Source organism: Pantoea sp. ABR1s (assembly GCF_057812235.1).
The window spans coordinates 1,737,874-1,754,676 of the sequence record NZ_CM173823.1; the positions used below are offsets into that span (position 1 = coordinate 1,737,874).

A 16,803-nucleotide genomic window follows, 5' to 3' on the forward strand; every position below is an offset into this window, starting at 1 on the left:
TTCCGCATTGTCAGACCCATCCCCGAAAGAACGCCTGTTTTCTTCATCTTATCTCCGCTTTAACTTAAGCCAGATTTGGCATCCTATGCTCAGAATTCCTGCCAACCGAGGTTTGTCGTGGCTGAAGATAGCGACGAAGACAAAACAGAATCGCCCACGGCCCACCGACTTGAGAAAGCGCGTGAAGAGGGCCAGATTCCGCGTTCGCGCGAACTCACATCCGTACTGATGCTGCTGGCCGGCATCATGATCCTGTGGATGGGCGGCAACATGATGGCGCACCGGCTGGCGGCGATGGTCGCCACCGGACTCCGTTTTGATCACGGCATGGTCAGAGATGACAAAATTATCGTCAGCCACATCGGCAGCCTGATCACGCAGGCACTGATGGCGCTGCTGCCATTGATGGGCGGTCTGGTGCTGGTGGCAATCGCCGCGCCCATGCTGCTGGGCGGTATCGTTTTCAGCGGTAAATCGATCAAGTTCGACCTGAAGAAGATGAGCCCGATGGCTGGGTTCAAGCGAATGTTTGCGGCGCAGGCCTGGACCGAACTGTTTAAAGGCATCCTCAAGACTATTCTGGTTGGCTCGGTGGGCTGGTGGTACATCTGGAGCCACTGGCCCGAGATGCTGCGGTTGATCAGCGAAGCGCCCGTCACCGCGCTGATTCACGGCATGGAGATGATCGCAGTCTGCTGTTCGCTGGTGATGCTGGGGCTGATCCCGATGGTCGGGTATGACGTCTTCTGGCAGCTGCACAGCCACTTTAAAAAGCTGAAAATGTCGATGCAGGAGATCCGCGACGAGCATAAGCAGCAGGAAGGTGACCCGCACGTTAAAGGGCGCATCCGGCAGCAGATGCGCGCCGCAGCGCGACGCCGAATGATGGCGGATGTGCCGAAAGCCGATGTCATCGTCACCAACCCGACGCACTACTCGGTGGCACTGCAGTACAACGAGAAGAAGATGAGTGCGCCGAAAGTGGTGGCGAAAGGCGCAGGTGAGATCGCCCTGAGAATTCGTGAACTGGCTGCCGAACACCGCATCCCGGTTCTGGAAGCACCGCCGCTGGCGCGTGCGTTATACCGACATACTGAAATTGGTCAGCACATTCCCGGCGCGCTCTATGCCGCCGTGGCCGAGGTGCTGGCGTGGGTCTGGCAGTCGCGTCGCTGGAAGCGCGAAGGCGGCCTGATCCCAACCAAACCAAAAAACCTGCCGGTTCCGGCAGAGATGGACTTTGCAGGAGAGAGCAAAAACGATGGCTAATAACCTGGCCGCAAAACTACGTTTACCGGGCAACTTTAAAGATATGCAGTGGCAGGTGCTGGCCGGGCCGGTACTGATCCTGATGATCCTGTCGATGATGGTTCTGCCATTACCGCCGTTCATCCTCGATCTGCTGTTCACCTTTAACATTGCGCTGTCGATCATGATCCTGCTGGTGGCGATGTTCACCCAGCGGACCCTGGAGTTTGCGGCGTTCCCGACCATTCTGCTGTTCTCTACCTTGCTGCGTCTGGCGCTGAACGTGGCTTCAACCCGTATCATCCTGATGGAAGGGCATACGGGTGCCGCCGCGGCAGGACAGGTGGTTGAAGCGTTCGGTCACTTCCTGGTGGGCGGTAACTTCGCCATCGGTATCGTGGTGTTTATCATCCTCGTCATCATCAACTTTATGGTTATCACCAAAGGTGCTGGCCGTATCGCCGAAGTGGGCGCGCGCTTTGTGCTGGACGGGATGCCCGGTAAGCAGATGGCGATCGATGCCGACCTCAACGCCGGTCTGATCGGTGAAGATGACGCCAAACGCCGCCGTGCCGAAGTGACCCAGGAAGCGGACTTCTACGGTTCGATGGACGGTGCCAGTAAGTTCGTTCGTGGTGATGCCGTCGCCGGTATTATGATCATGGTGATCAACGTCATCGGCGGCCTGCTGGTGGGCGTGGTGCAGCACGGTATGGATGTGGGTCATGCCGCAGAGACCTATACGCTGCTGACCATCGGTGATGGTCTGGTCGCGCAGATCCCGGCGCTGGTTATCTCTACCGCAGCCGGTGTTATCGTGACGCGCGTTGCCACCGATCAGGATGTCGGCGAACAGATGGTCACCCAGCTGTTCAAAGATCCGCGCGTGCTGATGCTGAGCGCCGGCGTGATTGGTCTGCTCGGTCTGGTGCCGGGCATGCCGAACTTCGTCTTCCTGCTGTTCACCGCCGCCTTACTGGGTCTGGCCTGGTGGCTGCGCGGCCGCGAAATGCAGCCGAAGAAGAAAGTGGAAGTCACGGGCGGCATCGCCAAAACGGCGGATACGCCAGCCGCCACCGAAGCGTCGTGGACCGATGTGCAGCTGGAAGATACGCTGGGCATGGAAGTGGGCTATCGCCTGATTCCGATGGTCGATCATCAGCAAAACGGTGAGCTGCTGGGACGTATCCGCAGTATCCGTAAGAAAGTCGCTCAGGATGTCGGTTTCCTGCCGCCGGTAGTGCATATCCGCGACAACATGGAGCTGCCACCGGCACGCTATCGCATCCTGATGAAAGGGGTGGAGATTGGCAGCGGTGATGCCTATCCTGGCCGCTGGATGGCGATTAACCCGGGCACGGCTGCCGGAAGTCTGCCAGGCGAAGCGACCGTTGATCCCGCCTTTGGACTGGCGGCGGTCTGGATTGATAGCGCGCTGAAAGAGCAGGCACAGATTCAGGGCTTTACCGTGGTTGAAGCCAGTACCGTGGTGGCAACCCACCTTAACCATCTGATTGGCCAGTTCGCCAGCGAGCTGTTTGGCCGTCAGGAAGCGCAGCAGTTGCTGGATCGTGTGACTCAGGAGATGCCGAAGCTGACCGAAGATCTGGTGCCGGGAGTGATCTCGCTGACCACCCTGCACAAGGTGCTGCAGAACCTGCTGGTGGAGCGGGTGTCGATTCGCGATATGCGCACCATTATCGAAACGCTGGCGGAACATGCGCCGGTGCAGAGCGATCCGCAGGAGCTGACCAGCGTGGTGCGTGTGGCGCTGGGCCGTGCGATTACTCAGCAGTGGTTCCCGGGTAATGACGAAGTGCAGGTTATCGGGCTCGATTCCACGCTGGAGCGCCTGCTGTTACAGGCGTTGCAGGGCGGTGGCGGACTGGAGCCGGGTCTGGCCGATCGGCTGTTAAGTCAGGCACAGGCGGCATTACAGCGTCAGGAGATGCTGGGCGCGCCGCCGGTGCTGCTGGTCAATCATCCGCTGCGTGCGCTGCTGGCGCGTTTCCTGCGCCGCAATCTGCCACAGCTGGTGGTGCTCTCTAATCTGGAGCTGAGCGACAACCGTCAGATCCGTATGACTGCCACCATCGGAGGTAAATAATGCGCTGGCTGGTGATGGCATTCGTGATGCTGCCACTGATGGCGCAGGCGGCCGGTGGTGCCTGGAGTGCCACGGCCAATGGGCCGCTGCTGGCGAACCGCGGCAGCTGGCAACGGGCGCAGCCGCTGACGCCGCCCGCCGACATTGGCGGGGAGGTCAGCGTTATTAACTGGCGTTATCAGCTGAGCAGACCGGCCCCGTCCGGCCTGCAGGTGCGCTTGTGCGGCGAACAGCGCTGCACTTCCCTGGAGGGGGCAAGCGGCACCACGCGCGGGCTGGCACATCTGAGCGCCAGTGAGACCCTGCATATGGTGTTTGGTTTCGCCGGAAGCGGGGCGCTGCCACCCGGATTACGGGTGGTGAGCAGTGAAGTGATGGTCAATTACGAGTAAGGATATCGTTGCTGAATTGACTGAAGGCGAGCCAGAGATCGCCTCCTGGCTCCCTTGTTACGTGATGACCCTGGCTGTAAACCGATGCTAACCCTGACCCAGCGGCTGACAGATAATTGACCCGTTTCAAATCCCGTCATGACCAGTGCGTTATAAAGCTTTTCACGCCAGCTGATTCTCTTTCTGCACCAGAAAATCCTTCAACGGTGTTACGCGACTGATCTCCTCCTGTGCCCTGGCATCATGCATCACTTCCCAGATATCGACACTGTTTTGCAGATTAAGCCAGAACTCAACGCTGGTTTCGAAGGCTGCAGCCAGCCTGAAAGCCATATCCGGCGTCAGCTTCCGGTTATTGTTGACCAGGGCGCTGACGGTGTTGCGGTGCACTTTTAGCATCTCCGCTAAGTCGAGAATCTTCAGGCCGGTTGGCTCCAGATATTCGTAAAGTAATACGTCACCGACAGTGGTCGGTTTGCGGGTCGCCTGGTTCATAGTCTTGCTCTCTTTATTACTGACAGAGGTTGATGTGTTACATGCTGTCTTACAGCGCCTGATGCAGCCAGGCTCAGTTTTCATCGCTTGTGCGTTTTATAGCTATGAGCATCCAGATAAAGGTCAACGGCCTTACCTTCTATCCATTTAAAGATCAGCCGATATTGCTCATTGACCCTGATTGAAGCATATCCCTTGAGAGGCGGGTTTAGTTCCTCATAACGATTGCCTGGCGGCGACTTTAAATCCTTATAGCTAATCGCCGCATTGATGATGTCGAGCTTTCGCGCCAGCGCTGATGAGAGGCTTGACGGTATTCTTTTGGAAAATTTGCCATATAAAAAATAATCCTTAAGCCAGTCATCCCTGAAACTTTCAATATTCCTTAACGTTGCCACCTCATTACCTCCCTGTATCACACTGAAGACAATTTAACGCACCGACGCACAGTGCGCAAGTGCGTATTTTGTATTCAGGCGTTCACCCCCTTCATTCCCTCCTCAGAGTAGCGACCGCCTTTAACTTCAATCTGCTGATGAACAGCGTTCAGCATCGCGATATCTTCCTCTTCTAGCTCGATATCTGCGGCCTGCGCGTTTTCAGTAAGGTAAGCGATCTGTTTGGTGCCTGGTATCGGCACAATTTTTTCATACTGTGCCAGTAGCCAGGCCAGCGCAATCTGCCCGGTGGTGGCGTGATATTTCTCAGCAAGTGGCGTCACCGCGTTAAGAAGCTGGAGATTGTGATCGATATTTTCCTGCCGGAAACGGTCATTATTTTTGCGGAAATCACCCTCGGCAAAATCGCTGTTTTTACGGTATTTACCCGTCAGGAATCCTCTGCCCAGCGGCGAGTAGGGCACCAGTCCGATACTGAGCTTTTTCACCATAGGGAGAATCTCCTCTTCGATGTCACGCGTCCAGAGTGAATACTCCGTCTGCAGCGCGGCCAGCGGATGGATCGCCTGCGCCCGATTCAGCGTTGAAGCCGATGCTTCACACAGCCCAATCCGGGCAATCTTTCCCTCCTGCACCAGACGGCTGAGACACTGCATGCTCTCCTCAATCGGTGTCGCCGGACTGATCCGGTGCAGATAAAAGAGATCGATACGCTCCACGCCTAGCCGTTTCAGTGATGCATGGCAGCAGCGGGTAATGTAGTCCGGCTGATTGTTGATGGTGCGGGCATAGGCCGCATCAGCAGGGCGTTCAATACCACATTTGGTGGCAACGGTGAACTTCAGCCGTTCGGCCCGATTGAGCCCGGCAAGAAACTGACCTATCAACTGCTCGTTGTGACCGCGCCCGTAAAGATCGGCGGTATCGATAAAGGTGATATCCAGATCGCGCAGCTTATTGAGCAGTTGCAGGGAATGACGGTCATCGGTCTGACCATAAAATTCGCTGAGCCCCATCGCGCCATAGCCGATTGCGCTGACGTCCAGACCCTGAGTTAACGTTCGCTTTTTCATTGTCGCTCCTCGTATGTGAGACGCGATTGTTTCACTCCGCGTGAAAGCAATGAATTGCTCTTTCCGTCATGCAAAAAAGGTATCAGGCGAATGAAAGGGCTTCAGACATCCATCCGGCGTGTCGACACAGTAAGCTCTCAGCAACAGGCTGAGCGGGGATTAACAAGGAAGAAGAGTGTGGTGGTGCTTCGCTCTGTTTTAGCGGCGCGGCATCATGCGGACTTTATCGCATTCCCGGGATGAGAGAGTTCTCTCAGCGCATTGAGAACCGCCTCATTTTTTTCATCGGCGCGAATCGCCGCGTAAACATCAATCGCCAGCGGCTGTGCCGCATCTTCTGTCAGCGGGCGATAACAGAGACCTGGCTGATTAAAGGTGCATTTTGACTGCGGCATCAGGGCGAACCCTTTTCCTCTGGCGATGTGTGACAGCATCAGCAGGGAATCGTCCGGCTCTCTCACCCGTTTCAGCGTGACGCTGAGCGTGGCGAAGTAGCGCTCGCATTTATCGTAAAACAGCGGATTGGCGCTGCGGGCAAACCAGAACAGCGGCAGATCGGCCAGCGCTTCCAGCGAGACCCGTTCCGCCACACTGGCAGGATGCGCCGACGGTATGGCAATCAGCAGCGGCTCACGGTAAACCCAGGTGTACTGAATGGTGTCTTCCGCATCCGACCCCTTTTCTCCGGTAAGTATTAAATCCAGACTGTTTTTGGCCAGGCTTTGCAAAAGCTGAGGGGAGGTCAGGCGGGGCATCTCCATCTCTTCGCTGGCATGAAAAGCGGCGAGCTGCCGGTTTAGTGGCGAAATCAGTTCAAAGTTCAGCGTGCGGGTCAGCCCGATGCGTAGCCGTGCCGCTGCGGGCTGCGCATCCTGCTTCAGGGCATTCAGCGCAGTCAGGATCGCTTCCGCTTTCGCGACCAGCGCACGGCCAGAATCGGTGAGCGTTACCTCATGGGTCGTGCGGCTGAACAGCGAGTGGCCCAGCAGATCTTCCAGACTCTGAATCTGACGGGTCAGCGGAGGTTGCGTCATGCTGATACGTTCTGCGGCCCGGCGAAAATTCAGCTCGTGCGCAACAGCCAGAAAGCACTGTAACTGTTTTATGGTGGGAAGGTGGCTGCTGATGAGGTGCGCGGCTACAGACATAACACCATCCTGCTGCGAAGATTTGGGGGATCAGAGCGGATATACGAATTCAGCAACGGAGAGGGAAACCCCTCTCCGTTTCAGAGATTACATGCGCTCGACGGTGTCGATGCCCAGCGTATCCAGACCCTGCTTCAGCGTCTTCGCGGTCAGTGCGGCCAGCTGCAGTCGGCTCAGACGGGTTGTGTCTGATTCTGCGGTGAGAATCGGGCAGTGCTCGTAGAATCCGGAGAACAGACCAGCCAGATCGTAGAGATAGGCACACATCACGTGTGGCGTGCCGTCACGAGCGACCTGCGTAATAACCTCTTCGAACTGCAGCAGACGGGTGGCCAGCTGCGCTTCACGCTCTTCGCTGATCACAATCTCCGCATCCAGCGAATCGGCATCAATGCCCGCCTTGCGGAACACGGAGAGAACGCGGGTATAGGCATACTGCATGTAAGGCGCGGTGTTGCCTTCGAACGCCAGCATGTTGTCCCAGTCGAAAATGTAATCGGTAGTACGGCTTTTTGACAGATCGGCGTATTTCACCGCGCTGATGCCAACCACTTCCGCCAGCGTTTTCACTTCCGCTTCGCTCATCTCCGGGTTCTTCTCACGCACCAGCGTGTAGGCACGCTGATAGGCTTCATCCAGCAGATCGGAGAGCTTGATGGTGCCGCCGCTGCGGGTTTTGAACGGACGGCCATCTTTGCCCAGCATCATGCCGAACGCATGGTGCTCCAGCGGAACAGATTCCGGCACATAACCCGCTTTACGGACGATAGTCCAGGCCTGAACCAGATGCTGATGCTGACGTGAGTCGATGTAATAGAGTACACGATCGGCTTTCAGCGTTTCGTAACGATATTTCGCACAGGCGATATCGGTGGTGGTGTAGAGGTAGCCGCCATCCTTTTTCTGGATGATGACGCCCATCGGTTCACCCTCTTTGTTCTGGAATTCATCCAGGAACACCACGGTCGCACCTTCACTCTCTACCGCTAAGCCTTTCTGTTTCAGATCGGAGACGATGCCAGGCAGCATATCGTTATAGAGACTTTCACCCATAACATCGTTGCGCGTCAGCGTGACGTTCATGCGGTCATAGATTTTCTGGTTCTGACTCATGGTGATGTCGACCAGCTTCTTCCACATCTGGCGGCAATAGTCATCGCCGCCCTGTAATTTCACCACATAACTGCGTGCGCGCTCGGCAAACTCAGGATCTTCATCATAAGTGCGCTTGGCTTCACGGTAGAAGCCTTCGAGATCGGCCAGCGCCATCTCTGCATGATCTTCATTCTGCTGCTTTTCCAGGAACGCGATCAGCATACCGAACTGTGTTCCCCAGTCGCCAACGTGGTTCGCACGGATCACTTTATGGCCGAGAAATTCCAGCGTACGCACCGCCGCATCACCAATGATGGTGGAGCGGACGTGGCCCACATGCATCTCTTTCGCAACGTTAGGCGCGGAGTAGTCGACGACGATAGTCTGGGGTTCGGCCAGCTGCACGCCAAGGCGCGGCAGACGCAGCGCTTCCCGGGCATGACTGGCCAGCCAGTTGTGGTCAAGGAAGATATTGATGAAGCCCGGCCCGGCAATTTCGACTTTGCTGGCGATGCCGGTCAGGTCGAGGTGCTGAATCACCGTTTCCGCTAATTGTCGCGGTGCCTGTCCCAGCTTTTTCGCCACGGCCATAATGCCGTTGGCCTGATAGTCTCCAAACTGAACCCGGGCGGATTGACGAACCTGGGGTTCGCAATCGGCGGGTGCGCCGGCTAAAACCATTGCCTGACTGACTTTTGCGGAAAGAAGTGCCTGAATATTCACCGAGTTACCTTCATGTGCTGAGCAACGCCCGGACCAGAAAGCCGGGCTGTCATCATCTTGCCTGAGCGCATCGCGTCACGGAGAGGCAGAAACGGATGGGGCAGACAAAACGGAAAAAATGAGGGGAAAAGTATACGTGAAATGTCAGTGGGCGTCAGCAGTTGGATGAAGCGGGGAAACAGAGCTGAATAAGATGTTTCCCTGAGGCATTAACGACGTCGCAGATGACGGCGTGGGTTCTTTACGCTTTTATCTTCACGCACCTTCCAATGGCGGGAGATTGCAAATCCCATCAGTGCGATCAGGACAGCGACAACGATGAGCATAGACATAGAGCCATTCCTTTTGGTTGTGTTAGGTCAAATTTATAGGAAGGCGGGGTGGGCTGCAATTGTTTGCCAGGTAAATGAGAGTTATCTTATTGTATTAAAGAAGTTGATAATAATCATATAGTTAACATGCTTTCATCAAGGAACTCATGGTCCTAAACAGGAGATAAATCCGAAATGAAAGATGTTATTATAAGGATTAGCGTTAAATTTCGGGCCAAATAAGATGAATCTTATCATTATGTGATGCTCAGCATGCGGCGCGCCAAAAGCCAGGCGGGTTATAAATGCTAAACAAATTGAGAGGAACTGGGGTAGTGACGAGAACTTTTCCGGCAGAATTGGATGATTTAAAGACAGATTTAGGACGTTTTGAAGAATCGTTGCAAAGTTTTGCGCAGCGGCTCGGTTTGCGTCTTACCGATCTGGAAGTGGACCATATCGCGGTGCGTTGCCATCAGGACACGACGGCGATGCGCTGGCAGCAAGGTTTGCAGCAGATTGGCACGCAGTTTTCGGCGGCGATGATCAACGGCAGGCAGATTTGCCTGTTTAAACTCCATGACCCGCTGATTGTCGCAGGCAGGCAGATTGATGTGGTTGAACTGCCATGGCCGGGTGAAAAGCGTTATCGCCATGAAGGCTGGGAGCATATTGAGGTGGTGTTACGGGGCGATCATCAGACGCTGGGCGTGCGCGCGATGGCCTTGCTGTCAGATGAGGCGCTGACGCAGCCGGGTATTTCATTTAAAACCAGTTCACCGCAGGGCGAGAATGAGCGCCTGCCCAATCCGACCCTGGCGGTTACGGATGGGCAGACGACAATCAAGTTCCATCCGTGGCGACTGGAGGAGATTGTCGCCAGCGAACAGAACTAAAGGCGGGCGGCTAACGCACGCTTCAGGCGCGCAACAGCTTCGTCGAGCAGCGCGCGGGTACAGCCGAAATTGAGCCGGACAAACTGGTCATTGCCAAACTCACGTCCGGCGGTTAAGCCCAGCCCGTGCTTTTCAAAATAGAGCGCCGGGCTGGCCACACCCAGCGCGCTGGCGTCGATCCAGGCCAGGTAGGTCGCTTCCGGCGAGGCGAGTGACAGGCCGGTCATCTTATTGACCTGCGACACCAGCCAGTCACGGTTACTGCGCAGATAGGCATTCTGCGCATTCAGCCAGGGCTCACCCTCGCGCCATGCCGCTGCTGCTGCCGTGAGTGCCAGAATATCAACATCCGGCACAATGCCGCGTCGTACCCGGTTAAAGCGCGCGCGCAGCCCGGCGTTGGGGATGATGGCGATGGAAGCCCCCAGACCGGCAATATTAAAGGACTTTGAGGGTGACATCAGCGTCACGCTACGCTGGGCTGCATCTTCGCTCAGTGAAGCAAAGGGTAGGTGCTTAACGCCGGGTTCCAGCAGCAGATCGCTGTGGATCTCGTCGGAACAGACAATCAAATCGTGCTTCTGCGCAAATTCCAGCTGCGCCTGCAGTTCCTCGCGGCGATAGACGGTGCCGCCCGGATTCTGCGGGTTGCACAGCATTAACAGCCGCGCTTTATCGTCCAGCTGACCTTGCGGCGCAGCCAGATCCAGTAGCCAGCGTCCCTCTTGCAGCGTCAGTGGCAGCGTGATCTGACCGCGCTCTGCCAGTTTTGCTGCACCGCGAAACGGCGGATAGATGGGTGTTGGCGCAATCGTCAGCTCATCAGGCGCGGTGAAAGCGCGCACTGCCAGATTCAGACCGCTTACGACACCCGGCAAAACCACAATCCATTCCGGATTAACGTGCCACTGATAGCGCGAGGCGAGCCAGGCTATCGCACTATCGATAAATTCAACTGGCGTGTCGCCATAGCCAAAAATCCCATGTTCGGCACGGGTTTTAATCGCATCGATGACGCAGTCAGGCGATCGGAAATCGGTGTCTGCCACCCACAACGGCAGAATGTCCTGGTCCGCATATTTGTTCCATTTAAGGCTATCGCTGTGACGACGGTCTATCCGTTGGTCGAAATTGAATGCCATAGTTAACTTTCCCGGTAAACTCATTCCAGCAGCCAGACTAACTGATGAATCTGCCTTGAACCAGAGTCATGTAAAGGAGAAGAGAATGACCACACTGGAAATTTGCTGCTATGGCGTGGATTGCGCTGTGACCGCACAACAGGCGGGCGCCGATCGGGTTGAACTCTGTGCCGCACCGCGTGAAGGCGGCCTGACCCCATCAGCGGGGATGCTGAATGCCGCCCGGCAAGAAGTTTCGATTCCGGTTCATCCTATTGTCCGGCCACGTGGTGGCGATTTTTGTTACACCGCACGCGAATTTGAAGCGATGAAATCGGATGTGGCGTTAATCCGTGAACTTGGTTTTCCTGGTCTGGTGATTGGGATGCTGGATGAAGATGCTCACATTCATCATGGTCAGATGCGGCAGATTATGGCGCTGTGTGACGGCCTGGCCGTAACCTTTCATCGCGCCTTCGATCTCTGTCACAGCCCCAGGCGTGCGCTGGAAGAACTAACGGATTTGGGAGTGGCGCGTATTCTGACATCCGGTCAGCAGCAGAGCGCTGAAAACGGAATTGCATTACTCAGGGAACTAAATGAGGCCAGCACCGGTCCTATTATTATGGCGGGTGCCGGGGTACGTCTCAGCAACCTGCAAAAGTTTCTCGACATGGGGATTGAGGAAGTTCACAGCTCGGCCAGTCGCCTTGTCGCGTCGCCGATGCGCTACCGCAAAGCGGGGGTCTCCATGTGTTCAGAAGCCGAGACTGACGAGTTCAGCCGCTACTGTGTAGACGGCGATGTGGTTGAGGCGATGAAAAGCGTGATGCAGATGAGCACCGTTCGGGTCGCCTGAACCACAACAGATTTTGCCGCGCAGCACGCCGATCATTGACGTGGTGTTTGCAAGTACCAAACCCCAGTATCCTTGCTGGGGTTCTTTTTGTGTAAAGCACACGCCGTCCCGGTTAAATTGTTTTGCGCTTCTCTGGCATGTTATTGATGTCAGAGGGATCTGAAATCTGGCTGCAGCGAAGTTATCACTCTTTCGCCTGGCTCGATAAAAATCACCTGCCCCTTATTAATCATTACATGTCATCCAGGACTTTCAGGCCCGGCAGCAACCTAATCACCCGCTTTATTCGTTATGCTGAAACCGTGTCGCCTCTCCGGTCCTTAAAACCTTAAAAGGCGATGCAGGCTGAAATCTTCACAGATTGCCGCTGTTCATCACCGCAGCGTTTACACTGAAAGCAACGTCGCCTGGAAAAGTATCCTATGAAACCCAATCCGATTGCTGTCCTGACTCTGATCCTGACTGCTCTCTGCAGTGGCAGCGCTGCGGCCAGCGCATGCAGCCCGAACAACGCTGCTGTGGCTAACAGCAATAACCTGATTTTGCTGGGCGGGAATGCGAAAGGCGCGGTGAAGCAGGTGGTTGCGGGTGAGTTTGGCAAAGATGTGAACTCGCAAAAGCGGGTGTTGGGGCAGTTTGACGCCTGTGGCGATCTGACGGTTGCCGACGTCAGCTATGACAAAAGTGAGCGCAACGTTATTCTCAGTATGGAGCAACACATTGCCCGGGTGCAGGGCGGCTGGGTGGCGGAATATGCGTATCTGGTAAAAGTGCTGAAAGAGGGCAAAGAGGTGGTGGTCGATAACCGACAGGGGACGATTAACTGGCAGAAAGGTCAGCATGGCAACATTACCAGCGCCTCCGACAGGTTTACCAGCATGGGTAAAAGCGGCTTTACCGACACGACTTACCGTTATGATCGGCAGTTCAGGCTGGAGAAGAGCGTGGCGCGCGGCAGCGATCCCCTGACCAACGGTGAAAATCATTACCACTGGAATCCGCAGGGTCTGGTGACCCGCACCACATCGGCCCGCAGCACCGACAGTTATACCTACGATCCCCAATGGCGTGAAGTGCGGCTCAACGGCACGGCGACCACACCGCTGAGCACCATCCGGTCAGTAGATGAGTGTCAGTCCTGGGATCAGGTGGGTAACTGTACCCTGAGTTATCTGCATGAGACCGAAATCTTCACGCGCGGCACTATTGAGCGCCATCTCAGTTCCGCCTACAAATATGAGTACTGGGACCAGCCAGCGGCGGCGGAGTAAAAGGCGATCGGATGATCGCCTGTCGGGTGGTTATTTAACCGTCTGACTAAAGGCATCCAGCGCCAGCAGCGCGTTTGCAATATCTTCCGGTGAAAGGTTTGGATTAAGGTTTTTCAGCGTGTCGCCCTCACTGTTCGCCAGTGCACCCACTTTGACCAGATTCTCCCAGCTCTCATTTTCCAGATGCAGCTCCCGGAGCGTGGTCGGCATGTTGATCGAGCGATAGAAGCGGATATAGCGCGCAATGTCCTCATCCGGACGCTTCTCAAGCACCATCTGCGTCAGTGTGCCGTAGGCGACTTTCTCGCCATGGGTCAGATGGTGGATATCACCATCAATCGCGGTGAACCCATTATGAATAGCGTGCGCAGCTGCCAGCCCTCCGTTTTCAAAACCCAGCCCTGATAGCAGCGTATTCGCCTCAACCACCGCTTCCACGGCGGGCGTCACTCGTTTTTGGGTGACGGCAACATAGGCGCTGTAACCCCAGGTAAGCAGCGTTTCTTCACAGGCACGGGCAATCGCCAATCCGGCAATTGTCGGATCACCATTGACCATCGATTTTGAATGCGAACGCGCCACCGCCTGCGCTTCAACCCAGGTCGCCAGTCCATCGGCAATGCCGGAGGCAAAGAGTCGTGCTGGCGCACTGGCGCAGACGGCGGTGTCCACCAGCACCAAATCAGGATTTTTACTGTAGAAGCGATAGCTCTCAAATACGCCGCTATCAGAATAGATGACCGACAGCGCGCTACAGGGGGCATCGGTGGAGGCGATAGTAGGCACGATGGCTACCGGCTGCTTCAGCTCATCCGCCACCGCTTTAACCGTATCCAGCGTTTTGCCGCCGCCCAGCCCGACAACCACGTTACAGCCCTGGTTTTTCGCCAGCTGGCTCAGACGGGTGATCTCATTGCTCGACGCCTCGCCGTTGAACGGGTGCCAGTTGAAGGTAACGCCCGCCTTTTGCAGCGCCTGTTGGGCGCGTTCGCCGATCAATTTCCAGACGACATCATCCGCGACCAGGAAAGCGTTATCACCCAGTTCGGCCACGTAGGGGCCCAGCTCATCCAGCACGCCCGCGCCCTGCACATATTTATGGGGTGAAGAGAAGATAAATTTACTCATAATCACAGCTCCTTAATATGAAGTTAAACCGCCCTTAGCCTGGCACACGCTGACGAACAGGGAGAGTGACATGAGTGAGATAATTCGACGGGCCTGTTACGCTGGCAGGACACCCATACGCTGCTGACCGGCTGTTACCTCCAGGGAGAACGCCATGACCACCACGCTGTTTTCATTTCTGTTTGCCATCACCATACTGACGCTGACGCCAGGCTTTGATACCGCGCTGGTGCTGCGCTCAGCAATCGCTCAGGGCGCAAAGCGCGCCAGCGTGACGGCCCTGGGTATCACGCTCGGCTGCCTGGTCTGGGGTGTCGCGGTGGGATTCGGATTAGGCGCGCTGCTGCTGGCCTCCGAAATGGCCTATAACCTGCTTAAGTGGCTGGGTGCCGCTTGGTTACTTTATCTGGGGCTGAAATTGTTGCTGAAACCCCGCCACGCAGCAATCGACTCGCAACAACCGGCGCTGCAACAGGGCTATCTTGCCTGTTTCAGCCGCGGGCTGCTGGGCAATCTGCTAAACCCCAAAGTGGGGATCTTCTATGTGAGTTTTTTGCCACAGTTTATCCCGGCGGGGGCGTCGGTGGCGCTCTGGTGTAGTCTGATGGCGCTGGCACACATGCTGCTGGGGCTGATCTGGAATGCGGTACTGATTGGCGGCAGCCACTATTTCGCCGGTCATTTGCGCAAACCGCGGGTGCTGAAGGTGATGGATCGTCTGACCGGCTGCGTATTTATAGGATTTGCGGCGAAACTGGCATTGTCTCGCCGCTAGGGTATTACGGTTTGGTGGCGACCAGCACGGCGCGCAGAGGCGCCGGATAGCCCTCGACCGTTTTGCTGGGGTCATCGGGATCGAGGAATTCAGCCAGAGACTCGCTGGTCATCCAGTCAGTACGGCGTTGCTCTTCAGTGGTAGTGAGGGCGAAATCGACAATCCGGACATCCACAAAGCCGCTTTTTTCAAGCCAGCTTTTCAGCGCTTCAGCTGACGGAATAAAGAAGACATTGCGCATCTGCGCATATCGCTCACCGGGCACCAGCACCTGATTTACATCGCCCTCAATCACCAGCGTCTCCAGCACCAGTTCGCCACCGCTGACCAGCTGATTCTTAAGCTGTAACAGGTGATCCAGCGGCGAACGGCGATGATAGAGCACGCCCATCGAGAACACGGTATCGAACGCCTGCAATACCGGTAACTGCTCAATGCCCAGCGGCAGCATATGCGCCCGGCGATCGTCGTTCAGCAGCTTACGTACCGCTTCGAACTGCACCAGGAACAGCTGCATTGGATCGATGCCAACCACCAGATGGGCACCCGCGCCAATCATCCGCCACATGTGATAGCCACTGCCGCAGCCCACATCGAGCACTGTGCGGCCGGCCAGCGGAGAGATGTGCGGTAGCACGCGCTCCCACTTCCAGTCAGATCGCCATTCGGTGTTGATGTGGGTGCCATAAAGGAAATAGGGCCCCTTACGCCACGGCATCAGGTTGCGCAGTAATTTCTCAATACCCTGACGATGGCGATCGCTGATGTCATCGCGGTCGGCAGTAACGCTGTGCAGCAGGTCAAGTTTTTGAGGCTCCAGCAGCGGCAGATACTCCAGCGACTTGTACCAGTCGCGGAAGTGCCCATGCAGGTTTTCACGCTGCCACTCGCTGATTTGCGCCGGTAAGACTTCCAGCCACTTCGCCAGCGGTCCCACCGCAATTTGCTGATAAAAACGGCCAAAGTCGATCATTTCAACGCCACCAGAGATCCAAAATTAAAGCACTGGAACCAGAGTTCGGCGTGCGAGAAACCGGCCTGTTTCAGACGGGCTTTATGAGCTTCAACGCTGTCAGTCAGCATCACATTTTCCAGCATGCTGCGTTTCTGGCTGATTTCCAGTTCGCTGTAGCCGTTGGCGCGCTTGAAGTCGTGATGCATGTTAAACAGCAGCTCACCGACTTCGGCATCTTCAAAACTGAATTTTTCTGACAGCACCAGCGCGCCGCCCGGTTTCAGTCCCTGCCAGATCTTTTCCAGCAGCGCCAGACGCGCAGGTGGTTCCAGAAACTGCAGCGTAAAGTTGAGTACCACCAGAGAGGCGTTCTCAATCTCAATGTCGCGGATATCCGCTTCCAGCACCGTTACCGGCGTGTCCGCGCGAAACGCATCAAGATGCCGACGACAGCGCTCCACCATCGCCGGGGAGTTATCCACTGCAATGATCTGGCAACCCGGCACCTGAATATTGCGGCGCACCGACAGGGTGGCCGCGCCCAGCGAGCAGCCCAGGTCATAAACCTTGCTGTCCGGGGTAACAAAACGTTCTGCCAGCATGCCAATCATCGAAATGATGTTGGAGTAGCCCGGCACCGAGCGCTGAATCATGTCAGGAAAGACTTCAGCTACACGCTCGTCAAAAGTCCAGTCGCCCAGTTTTGCAATGGGCGCTGAGAAGAGTTGATCGCGGTCAGACATATCGAAAATCCGAAGAGACGACGGAAAGGGCGCTATTCTCGCAGAAAGTGGGGCGGGCTGCACCC

General features: G+C 56.0%; 17 protein-coding genes. 7 read left to right on the forward strand and 10 right to left on the reverse strand.

Annotated elements, in window-relative coordinates; all coding sequences use genetic code 11:
• Positions 1-117: 117 nt before the first annotated feature.
• Genes flhB through flhE form a run of 3 tightly spaced genes read left to right on the forward strand, consistent with a single transcriptional unit; the run spans position 118 to position 3,747 of the window.
• Entirely contained in the window at positions 118-1,269 is a 1,152-nt protein-coding gene (flhB, locus tag ACXKZD_RS07985; protein ID WP_010258565.1) for a flagellar biosynthesis protein FlhB, read from the forward strand.
• Complete coding sequence (gene flhA / locus ACXKZD_RS07990; RefSeq protein ID WP_010258569.1) at positions 1,262-3,355, forward strand: flagellar biosynthesis protein FlhA; 2,094 nt, start codon at positions 1,262-1,264, stop codon at positions 3,353-3,355. Before flhB ends, flhA begins: the two co-directional genes overlap by 8 nt.
• Positions 3,355-3,747 carry a flagellar protein FlhE gene (gene flhE, locus ACXKZD_RS07995; RefSeq protein WP_010670816.1) on the forward strand — a complete coding sequence of 131 codons (393 nt, stop codon included), beginning with the start codon at positions 3,355-3,357 and terminating at the stop codon, positions 3,745-3,747. Before flhA ends, flhE begins: the two co-directional genes overlap by 1 nt.
• Before the next feature lie 162 nt (positions 3,748-3,909).
• Here flhE and ACXKZD_RS08000 read toward each other — a convergent pair whose 3' ends face one another.
• From ACXKZD_RS08000 to ACXKZD_RS08025, 6 genes are all read right to left on the reverse strand, one after another.
• Positions 3,910-4,242, reverse strand: a complete 333-nt coding sequence (locus ACXKZD_RS08000) for a HigA family addiction module antitoxin (RefSeq protein WP_010258577.1) — start codon at positions 4,240-4,242, stop codon at positions 3,910-3,912.
• A gap of 80 nt (positions 4,243-4,322) precedes the next feature.
• Complete coding sequence (locus ACXKZD_RS08005; RefSeq protein WP_010670815.1) at positions 4,323-4,640, reverse strand: type II toxin-antitoxin system RelE/ParE family toxin; 318 nt, start codon at positions 4,638-4,640, stop codon at positions 4,323-4,325.
• A gap of 74 nt (positions 4,641-4,714) precedes the next feature.
• Positions 4,715-5,713 carry an aldo/keto reductase gene (locus ACXKZD_RS08010; protein WP_061703857.1) on the reverse strand — a complete coding sequence of 333 codons (999 nt, stop codon included), beginning with the start codon at positions 5,711-5,713 and terminating at the stop codon, positions 4,715-4,717.
• A 212-nt stretch (positions 5,714-5,925) separates the two neighbouring features.
• Positions 5,926-6,861 carry a LysR family transcriptional regulator gene (locus ACXKZD_RS08015; protein WP_033787618.1) on the reverse strand — a complete coding sequence of 312 codons (936 nt, stop codon included), beginning with the start codon at positions 6,859-6,861 and terminating at the stop codon, positions 5,926-5,928.
• Positions 6,862-6,948: 87 nt separating this feature from the next.
• Entirely contained in the window at positions 6,949-8,679 is a 1,731-nt protein-coding gene (gene argS, locus ACXKZD_RS08020) for an arginine--tRNA ligase (protein WP_010258588.1), read from the reverse strand.
• Between the two features lie 209 nt (positions 8,680-8,888).
• Positions 8,889-9,011 (reverse strand): hypothetical protein, encoded by a 123-nt coding sequence (locus tag ACXKZD_RS08025; RefSeq protein ID WP_009089698.1) that lies wholly within the window; start codon positions 9,009-9,011, stop codon positions 8,889-8,891.
• 314 nt (positions 9,012-9,325) lie between these two features.
• Between ACXKZD_RS08025 and ACXKZD_RS08030 the strand changes: the two genes are divergently transcribed.
• Positions 9,326-9,886, forward strand: coding sequence for a VOC family protein (locus ACXKZD_RS08030; protein ID WP_061703859.1), 561 nt, complete (start codon positions 9,326-9,328; stop codon positions 9,884-9,886).
• Here ACXKZD_RS08030 and ACXKZD_RS08035 read toward each other — a convergent pair.
• On the reverse strand, positions 9,883-11,028 hold the full coding sequence (locus ACXKZD_RS08035; protein WP_050679615.1) for a MalY/PatB family protein: 1,146 nt from the start codon (positions 11,026-11,028) through the stop codon (positions 9,883-9,885). The two genes, ACXKZD_RS08030 and ACXKZD_RS08035, sit on opposite strands and share 4 nt — an antisense overlap.
• 85 nt (positions 11,029-11,113) lie before the next feature.
• Between ACXKZD_RS08035 and cutC the strand changes: the two genes are divergently transcribed.
• Positions 11,114-11,866, forward strand: a complete 753-nt coding sequence (cutC, locus tag ACXKZD_RS08040; protein WP_187484297.1) for a copper homeostasis protein CutC — start codon at positions 11,114-11,116, stop codon at positions 11,864-11,866.
• 422 nt (positions 11,867-12,288) lie between these two features.
• Positions 12,289-13,137, forward strand: a complete 849-nt coding sequence (locus ACXKZD_RS08045) for a hypothetical protein (RefSeq protein WP_010258604.1) — start codon at positions 12,289-12,291, stop codon at positions 13,135-13,137.
• A gap of 30 nt (positions 13,138-13,167) precedes the next feature.
• Here the strand turns inward: ACXKZD_RS08045 and ACXKZD_RS08050 are convergent, their stop codons facing one another.
• On the reverse strand, positions 13,168-14,265 hold the full coding sequence (locus tag ACXKZD_RS08050; protein WP_033787622.1) for a glycerol dehydrogenase: 1,098 nt from the start codon (positions 14,263-14,265) through the stop codon (positions 13,168-13,170).
• Between the two features lie 154 nt (positions 14,266-14,419).
• On the opposite strand from ACXKZD_RS08050, the gene ACXKZD_RS08055 reads away from it, so the two are divergent.
• On the forward strand, positions 14,420-15,040 hold the full coding sequence (locus ACXKZD_RS08055) for a LysE family translocator (protein WP_033787624.1): 621 nt from the start codon (positions 14,420-14,422) through the stop codon (positions 15,038-15,040).
• A gap of 4 nt (positions 15,041-15,044) precedes the next feature.
• On the opposite strand, the gene cmoB is transcribed toward ACXKZD_RS08055, so the two are convergent.
• Entirely contained in the window at positions 15,045-16,013 is a 969-nt protein-coding gene (gene cmoB, locus ACXKZD_RS08060) for a tRNA 5-methoxyuridine(34)/uridine 5-oxyacetic acid(34) synthase CmoB (protein WP_010258611.1), read from the reverse strand.
• On the reverse strand, positions 16,010-16,738 hold the full coding sequence (gene cmoA, locus ACXKZD_RS08065) for a carboxy-S-adenosyl-L-methionine synthase CmoA (RefSeq protein ID WP_010258614.1): 729 nt from the start codon (positions 16,736-16,738) through the stop codon (positions 16,010-16,012). Before cmoA ends, cmoB begins: the two co-directional genes overlap by 4 nt.
• Positions 16,739-16,803 lie beyond the last annotated feature (65 nt).